This is a genomic window from Planomonospora alba, assembly GCF_039534085.1.
Classification (GTDB): domain Bacteria; phylum Actinomycetota; class Actinomycetes; order Streptosporangiales; family Streptosporangiaceae; genus Planomonospora_B; species Planomonospora_B alba.
In genome coordinates, this window is record NZ_BAAAUT010000110.1 from 1 (window position 1) to 9,551 (window position 9,551).

Genomic DNA, 9,551 nt, shown 5'->3' on the forward strand with positions numbered 1-9,551 from the left:
CGGCGGTCGCCCGGCGGTCGCCCGGCGGTCGCCCGGCGGTCGCCCGGCGGGCGCCGGGCGACCGCGCGTCCGTGCGCGGCCCCGGCGCTCCCGGCGGGCTGAAGGGACCCGATGGGACCGGCGCCGGCGGGGTGCCCGCGGGGAAGGCGGGGGGGGCCCGCCGCCCGAAGGGCGGGGGCCCCGTCCGGCGTGCCGGACGGGGCCCCCTTCCCATGTGTTACAGAGAGTGATCCACTATCGGGTCAGCGGCTCAGTTGGTGGCGCTGACGATGTTGTTGCTGGCCGCGCCCTGCGGTCCGGCCACCGACTGGTTGGCCTTGTAGAAGGCGCCGCCGCCGCCGTAGCCGCCCTTGCAGGGGTCGTAGCCGCAGCCGCCGCCGTAGCCGCCGCCGGTGCCGCTCTTGATGTTGAAGTTGGAGGCGCCGTACGGGCCGGCCACCGAGCGGTTGTTCTTGTAGAAGGTGTCCCCGCCGTAGCCGCCACCGCCGTAGGGGCCGTAGCCACCGCCGCCGGCCAGGGCCGCGGACGAGGCGGAGAGAACCAGCGCGGCCGCCGCGGCTCCCGTGAACACGATGCGAGACAGTGTCTTGCTCATGGAAGTGGGTTTCCTTTCTCGGTCCGGTCCCCCTGTGGACCGGGACTCACGTCGGGCCCGCTTCCCCCGGCCGTCCGGCGGTCGGGTGCGGTGGACCCAAACGCCCCATACCCGCCGCTCTCTTCTCAAACACGGAGAGTAATGTAGTAGATACGAAAAGCGAATTAAGATCGCGAGCGATCACTAATCCCCCCATGTCTGATCATGGCGGCCATGGGAGTCGTGATCAGTCGAAAAGGATCGGGTGATCGGATCCGTCGGCGTCCGGGAGGCTCGGCGGGACAGGGGTCGCGGGCGGCGGGCCGGACGGCCGGGCCGGTCCGCGACGGCGCGGCGGCGGCCCCCGGAAGCCGGGGAACGACCGGGCATTTAACCGAATTGGGGAGTTTTGTACCGGCGGTTCCGGGCCGCCGGACATTTACAGCGAGTGATGTGATGGGTGATATTTGTCCATCTTGCCCATCTGATCACTTGTCGGAGTGGAACGGTCACTGATAGACACATCCGATGTGAGATGGTCGCTGCGGGACAGTACCGTGCTCACATCGGGAAGGGCGCCTTCGGCCGCCGGCACCAGGTGACCGAAGGCGCCGCCCGCACGTCCCCCACGGTGCGGGGCGCCCCGCCGGGGCGGGCGTGCCGCGAGACCCGGCGCGGTCAGTATGCAGATCGTATGCTTGCCGTATGAACCGAATCAGCGTGGCGATGCCGGAGGACCTCGAGGCGCACCTGCGCGAGCTGGCCGGGGGCAACCTGTCGGCCTACATCGTGGAGGCCGTGCGCGCCCGGGTGGACAGAGACCTCAAGACGCGTGCGTACTACGCGAGCATCGGCGGCAGGCCGCGGCTCGGGGACGGCGAGGAGGACCGGGCCGCGATGGCGCGCATCCGCTCCTTCCTCCAGCTCCCCGAGTCCGCGTGAGCGTTCTGGGACCCGGGCTGGTCCTGGACGCCAGCACCGTCCGGCTGCACCTGTCCGGCGACGTCTACACCGCAGCGATGATCGGCGCGGCCCTGGAGGCCGAAAGACCGATCGTGATCCCCTCCCTCGTCCTGGCCCGGGCCTACCGGGAGGCCGTGCCCGGTCCGCCCCGAGACCGCCTGGTCGGCCTGGTGTCCGTCCTCGGTGAGCCGGAGACGGCCGACGAGGTGGACCGCGCCACCGCGCGCGACGTCGGCACGGTGTGCCAGCTCGCCGGGGTGGACGACCTGTCCGTCGGCCACACCCTGTGGGCCGCGGTCGAGCGCCGCAACCAGCCGCATCCCCTGTACGACTGGACGATCATCACCGAGCATCCCGAGGTCTACCGGAAGGCCGCTCCCGGGGTGCCCACCGGCTGGCGCTGACCCCTGCCGTCCGCGCCCGTATCAGGCGGCGGGGACGGCCGACTGGTGGGCGGCGGCGAGGCGGGCGGTGCGGGCCAGCAGGTCGTGGACCGGGTGGCCGGCGGGCAGCGCGGCGGCGGCGCCCGCGGCGGCGAGGTCGGCCAGGAGCAGGCGGAGCCGGGCCGCCAGGTGGCGGATCCGGACGGCGCGGTGCGCGGCGTGACCGGGGTCCGTGTGCCCGGGGCCTGCGGGGCCGGCGGGCACGCGGGAGAGGGACTCGGCCAGCTCGTCGAAGGCCTCGCCGAGCTCGGCCCGGGCGGTCTCGGCGGCCGCGGCGGTGAGCGGGCCGCGGTGGGCGAGGAGCCGCTCGGTGCAGGAGAGCAGGGCGGCGCCGTGCCGGTCCAGCCAGGCCCGCTCGCGCGCCTCGGCGCGGCGGGCGGCCCGCTCGGCGACCTCGCTGCGGGGGGCGCCGCGCTCGGCGGCGGCGTGGCGGAGCAGCCGGTGCTGCACGGCCTGCCGCGAGCGCAGCCCCAGGGCGGCGGCCAGCTCCCCCAGGCTCAGCCCGATCTCCGTCCCCAGGGTGAGGAGCCGGTGCTCCAGCCGGTCCAGGCGGCCGGGCAGGGCCGGCACCGCGCGGCGGGCGTACTCCAGCAGGACCAGGGCGTCCGGCACGTCGCGCCGGAGCACCTCCTCGGGCACGCGCCGGTGGGCGAGGACGTAGCCGACCAGCTCCAGCGGCTCGTCGCAGAGCTTCTCCCGGTCGGGGTCGTCGCACCGGGCGCGCCGCTCGATGATCTCCTCGGCGCGCCGGGCCGCCTCGGCCTCCGTCACCGGCCGGACCGTTCTCGTGGGCACCGTCAATACTGTATTGACACCCGTCGGCGGGCGCCACCCCCGCCCGTGCGGCCGGGGCCGATGGGCGGCCGGCGGGGTCGCCGGCGGCATGTCCGCCGCGACCCGGCTGCGCCGCCTGGACGAGTCGGCCGAGATCGTCGTGCTGGAGCGCAGCGGCCACGTCTCCTACGCCAACTGCGGCCTGCCGTACCACCTGGGCGGGGTGATCGCCGAGCGGGACGCGCTGCTGCTGCAGACGCCCGAGAGCCTGCGTGAGCGCTTCGCGCTGGACGTGCGGGTGCGCCACGAGGTCGTCGGCGTCGACGCCGCCGCCCGCACGGTGACGGTCCGGGACCTGGCCTCCGGCGAGGTCTACGCCGAGACCTACGACCACCTCGTCCTGTCACCGGGCGCGGCGCCGTCCGTGCCGGACGTGCCCGGCGTCAAGCGCGCCCGCACCCTGCGCACGGTCGAGGACCCGGACGCCCTGCTCGGCGCGCTCGCCGCCGCACCGCGCACCGCGATCGTGAAGGTCTTCGGCCTGACGGTCGCGGTCACCGGCTGGAACGGAAAACGCGCCCGCGCCGCGGGCCGGGACCACCGGGTGGTCCACACCCACCCGGCCTCGCACGCCGGCTACTACCCGGGCGCCGCGCCGATGGCGCTCAAGCTCGTCTTCGACCCGGGCAGCGGGGAGATCCCGGGTGCGCAGGCGGTCGGCACCGAGGGCGTGGACAAGCGCGTCGACGTGATCGCCACCGCGATGCGCGCCGGGCTGACCGCGCCTGAGCTGGCCGATCTGGAGCTGGCGTACGCGCCGCCGTTCGGCTCGGCCAAGGACCCGGTGAACATGCTCGGCTACGTCGCGGCCAACCTGGCGGACGGCACCACTCAGAGCGTGCAGTGGCACGAGCTGGAGGAGGCCGTCGCCGCCGGGGCGCACCTGGTCGACGTCCGTACGGCGGGCGAGTTCGCGGCCGGGCACGTCCCCGGCGCGGTCAACGTCCCCCTCGACGAGTTGCGCGAGCACGCGGGCGAGTTGCCGGCCGGGCCGCTGGTGGTCTACTGCGGGGTCGGGGTGGGCGTCCACACCGCGACCCGGCTGCTGACCGGCCTCGGGCGGCGGGTGGCCAACCTGGACGGCGGTTACGCGACGTGGAAGACCGCCACCGCCGCGGCCGCCTGAGCGGCGGCGGGCGACGCCGGGCCGGGCCCGGGCCGGCAGGGGCGTCGCGGGAGGGACCGGGCCTCAAGCCCTCCGGTTACCCCCCCGGGTATGTTGGACACGGAGGTGGAGAACGTGCGGATGGACGCGACCGTCCTGGCCGAGGCCCTCACCCGGCTCAAGCGGGCCCACGGCCAGCTGGGCGGGGTGATCGCGATGATCGAGAACGCCGAGGACTGCGAGCGGGTGCTGACCCAGCTGGCGGCGGTCTCCAAGGCGCTGGACCGGGCCGGCTTCAAAATCATCTCGACCGGTCTGCAGCAGTGCCAGCTGGCGAGGGAGACCGGCGAGGAGCCGCCGATCACCCCGGAGCGGCTGGAGAAGCTTTTCCTGGCCCTGTCCTGAGACGTCCCGGAGGCGGCCTCGCGGAGGCCGGGCCGTCTGGGGGCCGTGCCGGGGCGGTCCCGATCCCACCTGCCGGCAAATTAGATGACACATCATTAAATTCGGCTAGGATGGGGGGATGAGCGATCCCCGGTGGCTCGACGACGACGAGCAGCGCGCCTGGCGGGCCTACCTGCGCATGCAGAGCCGGCTGACCGCCGAGCTGAACCGGCGGTTGCAGGCGGCCTCCGGGCTCTCCCTGGCCGACTACGAGGTCCTCGTCCACCTGACCGACGTGCCGGACGGCCGGCTGCGCCCGTACGAGCTGCAGCGCGCGCTCGAGTGGGAGCAGAGCCGCCTCTCCCACCACCTGGGCCGGATGCAGCGGCGCGGACTCGTCCGCCGCGAGGAGTGCGGAGAGGACGGGCGCGGCGCCTACGTGGTGCTCACCGGGACCGGCCGGGAGGCGATCACCGCCGCCGCGCCCGATCACGTCGGCGCGGTCCGGCACCTGTTCTTCGACGCCCTCGGCCCCGGTGAATCCGGGGTCCTGGAGGGGCTCGCCGTCCGGGTCCTGGCCCGGATCGACGCCGACGGCTGAGCCCGGGCCGGTCCTCCTGGCCCGGATCGGCGCCGACGGCCGAGCCCGGGCCGGTCCCGGCCCCCGCTCCGGCCCTCCCCTCCGCCGTGCGGCCTCCGCGCGGTCCGGCCGGGCCGCGCGGGAGGGGCGCGCCGGGTGCCGGGCGGCGGTACGGCGTGGGCACTCATCTCTCTCGCTGGGGGTTGAATTGTGCATTTTGTGGCGATTTGTTCCGTGGCGACCCGAGGTTTTTCGGGACATTCAAACCGGCAAAGGCCCACAAATGCATGAATTACATGATGATCAATGGCTTATATAATTGAATCGCCATTTTTTCGCTATGCCGGTCGGCTGGGCGGCGCTCCGCGGGAAGGACTTCGGGCGGGTTCCGCCCCTGTCCAGGGATCACCCGCGCCGTGCATGACGGGGCCGGTTCTCCTCTCTGGCGGAACACCACGCCGCGCGCCCGGAGCGGGGCCGTCCGCAGCAGTCCGCGAGAAGCGACCTGCGGCCGCCGTGCCCCCGGAGCCGCCGGCCCGCCGTGCCGCGGACACCCATGCGGCGGCACGGCGGGCGCACCGGCGCGCGGTGCCCACCGAACCGACCATGAAAGGCATCACCATGGCTGTTTCCCGCCGATCCCACCGGCTCCTGCTGGCCTCCGCCGCGGCCGCCCTCATCGCCCCGGGCCTGCTGGCCATGGCACCCGCCCAGGCCGACCCCGCGATGAGCGCCACCAGCCACCCCGACCCGTACGGCGACAAGTACGACCACGACAGGTACGGCGAGCAGTACGGCGTCCAGGGCGAGGGCTCCGGTGCCCACGAGAACGGCCGCGACGACGACCGCTACGACCGCGACGACGACCGCTATGACCGCGACGACCGCCATGACGACCGCTACGACCGTGGCGAGGACCGCCATGACGAGCACGGCGGGGTGCGCGACACCGGCGGCGACCTGGACGGTGCCGCGGACCGCGACGCGGGCGTCAAGGTTGCGCCCGTCTCCGACCGGGGACACGCGGGCAACCCGCGGGAGCTGTCCAGCGCGGAGATCGACAAGGTGATGTTGCGCAACAACCAGACGGGCAAGTGCCTGACCATCGCCGAGGGCGCGCGTGCCGCCGACAACCTCGACATCGTGCAGTACACCTGCGACGACGACCCCGCGCGCCGCTGGACGCTCCGGCAGACCAGCCCGTACGTCTACCAGATCGAGAACATGCGGACCGGCAAGTGCCTGACCGTGGCCGACGGCGCGCGGCCGGTGAACAACCTGCGGGCCGTGCAGTACACCTGCGACGACAACGCCGCGCACCGGTGGCGGCTGACCGACGTGAGCGGCGACGGCGACTACCAGATCAAGAACATGCGGACCGGCAAGTGCCTGACCGTGGCCGGCGGCGCGCGCGCCACCGACAACCTGCGGGCCGTGCAGTACACCTGCGACGACAACGCGGCGCGCCGCTGGACGCTGCGGATCGCCGGCTAGGCGGGAGGAGAGGCCGCCGGCCCGGGGTCCGGCCCCGGACCGGCACCGGCGGCCCGGCCGGCGCGCGGCCGGGCCGCCGGACCCCGCGGCGGGGACGGCGTCAGCCGATGCCCGCGGCCGAGCAGGCGTCGGCGTAGGAGCCGGCGCAGAGCGCACCGGGGGTGACGTAGCCGTCCTCGACCACGGTCTCCTTGATCGTGTCCTTGGTGACGGTGACCGGGTCGAGCAGGACGGACGGCACGGCGCCCGCGCCGTTGTCCACGGTGGCGTCGGTCTCCGGCCTGCCGCCCTTCAGCAGCGTGAACGCCAGCTCGGCGGTCTTCTCCGCCTCCGTGCGCACGGCCTTGTAGACGGTCATGTGCTGCTGCCCGACGAGGATGCGCTGCAGTGCCGCGATCTCGGCGTCCTGGCCGGTGACCGGTACGGCCGGCAGCCCGGCGGCCTTCATCGCCGCGACGGCGCCGCCCGCCGTGCCGTCGTTGGCCGCGTAGACGCCGACGATCTCGCGCCCCTTCAGCCCGGACAGCGTGCGGGCGGTCCAGGCCTTGGCGTTCTCGGGCTTCCACTCGGGCGTGTCGAACTCCGCCGCGACGCGGACCTTGCCGTCGAGCGTCTCGTGCGCGCCCTGCTTGAACAGCGTGGCGTTGTTGTCGGTCGGGGAGCCGTTGATCCACAGGATCTCGCCGCCGTCCGCCCTGTCGCCCAGCGCGGACAGCAGCGCCTCGCCCTGCAGCCTGCCGACCTTCGCGTTGTCGAAGGAGACGTAGTAGTCGACGGGGGCGTCGAGGACCAGGCGGTCGTAGGAGATGACCGGCACGTCGCGGTCGGCGGCCAGCTCCACGATCTCGGCGGCGGCGACGCTGTCGACCGGCGTGAGCACCAGCACCTTCGCGCCCTCCTCCAGGGCCTCCTCGGCCTGGGACAGCTGCCCGGCGGCGTCCTGCTCGGCGTTGCGGTAGTCGATCTCGCAGCCGGGGCAGAGCTGCTTGAGCCGCTGGGAGAAGTACGGGGCGTCCGCGGCGTCGTAGCGGCTGGCCGCGCGCTCCGGCAGGAGCAGCGCCACCTTCCCCGCGGGCCCGGCCTCGGCGGCGGTCCCGTCGCCGGATCCCGGCAGCAGGCCGCAGCCGGCCAGGAGCGTGGTCGCGACCGCCGCGGCCACCGCCGCGGCCGTCGCGCGTCGATACATGCGCATTGTCCGTCGTCTCCGATCAGTAGGTGAAGCGCGACACGAGCGTGCGCATCCGGGACGCCATGCCCGCCAGCTCGCTGACGGCCTCGGTGGTGCTGGCCACGCCCTGGCTGGCCATGTCGGTGGCGTCGGCGACGCCGCTGATGTTCGCGGCGATGTCACCGGTGCCGGTGGCGGCGTCGGCCACGCTGCGGCTCATCGTCCGGGTGGTCGCGGCCTGCTCCTCGACGGCGGCGGCCACGGTCTCCTGGTACTCGCTGACCTGCGCGATCACTCCGGTGATCTCGCTGATGGCGGCGACCGCAGCGTCGGTGTCGGACTGGATGGCCTGCACCCGGCGGCCGATGTCCTCGGTCGCCTTGGCCGTCTCCTGCGCCAGGTCCTTGACCTCCTGGGCGACGACCGCGAAGCCCTTGCCGAACTCCCCGGCGCGGGCCGCCTCGATGGTGGCGTTGAGTGCCAGCAGGTTGGTCTGCTCGGCGATGCTCGTGATGGTCTTGACGACGTCGCCGATCTCCGCGCTGGAGGTGCCCAGCTTGCCGATGGTCTCGTTCGCCGACGCGGCGATGCCCACGGCCCGCGAGGCCACGTGTGCGGCCTCGGCGGTGTTGCGGGAGATCTCCTGGATGGACGCGCCCATCTCCTCGGCGCCGGCGGCGACCGCCGCCACGTGCGCGTTGACCTGCTGGGCGGTCTCGGCCACGCCCTCGGCGCGGCCGGAGGCCTCGCCGGCGCTGGCGCCCACCTGGGAGCTGATCGCCGCGAGCTCCTCGGCGGCGGCGGCCAGCGCCTCGGAGTTCTCGCCGAGCGCGCGGACGGCGTCGCGGGTGCTGGCGGTCGCGACCGCCAGGGCCTGGGCCATCTCGCCCACCTCGTCGCGCTGCTCGGTCTCGACCTCGCGGGTGAGGTCACCGGCGGCCAGGCCGCGCAGCACCTCGTGCATGCGCTGGAGCGGCCGGGCGATCAGGCCGGCGATGTACCGGCTGAGCGCGAGCGCGACGAGCAGCCCGGCCACGAGGGCGGCGAGCATGCCGGTGCGCGCGGTGCCGTACGCGTCGTGCGCCGACGCGGCCGCGGCGGCGCCGCTGGTCTGCTCGTACTGGAGCAGCTGGTCGAGGGCCGTCATCGCGTTGGTGCTGGTGGTCTGGCCGTCACCGAGGTAGGCCTGCTGGAAGTCGGCGGCCGCGCCGGACTCGGCCAGCGGGAGCAGCCGGTTCTCCAGGATGGTGTGGTAGGCCGTCCACCAGATGTCGAACCGGTCGACCAGTTCGCGCTGGGAGTCGTCGCTCACCGACGTGCGGTAGGTCTCCAGCGCCTGTGCGAGCTGCTCGTCGGCCGCGGCGATGCCCTCGCGGAAGGACTTGCGCGCGACCTCCCCGTCGGCCAGGGCGAGGTTCGCGATGTTGTTCTGGACCTGCAGCGCCGCTGAGTTGATCTTGGCGAGCTGGGCGGACGGCTCCAGGTTGCCGCGGTAGATCTCCTCCACCTGCCGGTCGACGCTGCTGAGCCCGCCCAGACCGACCGCGGCGACCACCGCGGCGACCGAGCAGCCCAGCGCCACGAGCAGCAGCAGCTTGCGGGAGATCCGCAGGTTGGCCACGGTGCGCAGGATCGCCCTGCGGCGCGGCGTTCTGGTGGCCGGTGCGGCGTCCTGCCAGGCGGGCCGGCCCGATGCGTCGTTCATCGGCGCATGTCCCTTCAGAAGTCCTGCCGGGATACGACCCGGCATCCCGCCCATCGGGTAAGGGATTCGGAAACTGAGCCTTTCTCATGTGTGCTCCGCGCCGGTCGCCACGTGCCCCCACGGGCCGGGCCCGGGCCTCCGCGGGCCGGTTCAGGCTGCGGTGCCGACCTCGGCGGCGGCGGGGCCGGCGGTGTCCGGGGCGGGTGCGGCGGCGGGGCCGGTGACGGGGCCGGTGACGGCGGGGGTGGCGGGGGTGGCGGGGTCGGTGGTGGGGGTGGCGAGGTGGACGCGGTTGCGGCCG

Annotated in this window: 10 protein-coding genes; 6 read left to right on the plus strand and 4 right to left on the minus strand. The window is 74.0% G+C overall.

Going from position 1 to position 9,551, the window contains the following annotated elements:
- Nucleotides 1-250: 250 nt before the first annotated feature.
- Nucleotides 251-595 carry a hypothetical protein gene (locus ABD823_RS33640; protein WP_344866864.1) on the minus strand — a complete coding sequence of 115 codons (345 nt, stop codon included), beginning with the start codon at nucleotides 593-595 and terminating at the stop codon, nucleotides 251-253.
- Between the two features lie 684 nt (nucleotides 596-1,279).
- Here ABD823_RS33640 and ABD823_RS33645 point away from each other — a divergent pair.
- Together ABD823_RS33645 and ABD823_RS33650 are read left to right on the plus strand one after the other, a co-directional pair.
- Nucleotides 1,280-1,516 carry a hypothetical protein gene (locus ABD823_RS33645; protein WP_344866866.1) on the plus strand — a complete coding sequence of 79 codons (237 nt, stop codon included), beginning with the start codon at nucleotides 1,280-1,282 and terminating at the stop codon, nucleotides 1,514-1,516.
- On the plus strand, nucleotides 1,513-1,941 hold the full coding sequence (locus ABD823_RS33650; RefSeq protein WP_344866868.1) for a hypothetical protein: 429 nt from the start codon (nucleotides 1,513-1,515) through the stop codon (nucleotides 1,939-1,941). The genes ABD823_RS33645 and ABD823_RS33650 overlap by 4 nt, the downstream gene beginning before the upstream one ends.
- A gap of 21 nt (nucleotides 1,942-1,962) precedes the next feature.
- Here the strand turns inward: ABD823_RS33650 and ABD823_RS33655 are convergent, their stop codons facing one another.
- Complete coding sequence (locus tag ABD823_RS33655; protein WP_344866870.1) at nucleotides 1,963-2,775, minus strand: hypothetical protein; 813 nt, start codon at nucleotides 2,773-2,775, stop codon at nucleotides 1,963-1,965.
- Here ABD823_RS33655 and ABD823_RS33660 point away from each other — a divergent pair.
- From ABD823_RS33660 to ABD823_RS33675, 4 genes are all read left to right on the plus strand, one after another.
- Nucleotides 2,711-3,940 (plus strand): rhodanese-like domain-containing protein, encoded by a 1,230-nt coding sequence (locus tag ABD823_RS33660; protein WP_344866872.1) that lies wholly within the window; start codon nucleotides 2,711-2,713, stop codon nucleotides 3,938-3,940. The two genes, ABD823_RS33655 and ABD823_RS33660, sit on opposite strands and share 65 nt — an antisense overlap.
- Nucleotides 3,941-4,030: 90 nt before the next feature.
- A complete protein-coding gene (locus ABD823_RS33665; protein ID WP_344866874.1) occupies nucleotides 4,031-4,324 on the plus strand; it encodes a metal-sensitive transcriptional regulator in 294 nt (97 codons plus the stop codon).
- Nucleotides 4,325-4,442: 118 nt separating this feature from the next.
- The gene (locus ABD823_RS33670) at nucleotides 4,443-4,904 is read left to right on the plus strand and encodes a MarR family winged helix-turn-helix transcriptional regulator (protein ID WP_344866876.1); all 462 of its coding nucleotides are present in this window, start codon (nucleotides 4,443-4,445) and stop codon (nucleotides 4,902-4,904) included.
- A gap of 600 nt (nucleotides 4,905-5,504) precedes the next feature.
- Entirely contained in the window at nucleotides 5,505-6,377 is an 873-nt protein-coding gene (locus ABD823_RS33675) for an RICIN domain-containing protein (protein ID WP_344866878.1), read from the plus strand.
- Between the two features lie 100 nt (nucleotides 6,378-6,477).
- Here the strand turns inward: ABD823_RS33675 and ABD823_RS33680 are convergent, their stop codons facing one another.
- A complete protein-coding gene (locus ABD823_RS33680) occupies nucleotides 6,478-7,563 on the minus strand; it encodes a sugar ABC transporter substrate-binding protein (RefSeq protein WP_344866880.1) in 1,086 nt (361 codons plus the stop codon).
- A gap of 22 nt (nucleotides 7,564-7,585) precedes the next feature.
- Nucleotides 7,586-9,250, minus strand: a complete 1,665-nt coding sequence (locus ABD823_RS33685) for a methyl-accepting chemotaxis protein (protein WP_344866882.1) — start codon at nucleotides 9,248-9,250, stop codon at nucleotides 7,586-7,588.
- Nucleotides 9,251-9,551 lie beyond the last annotated feature (301 nt).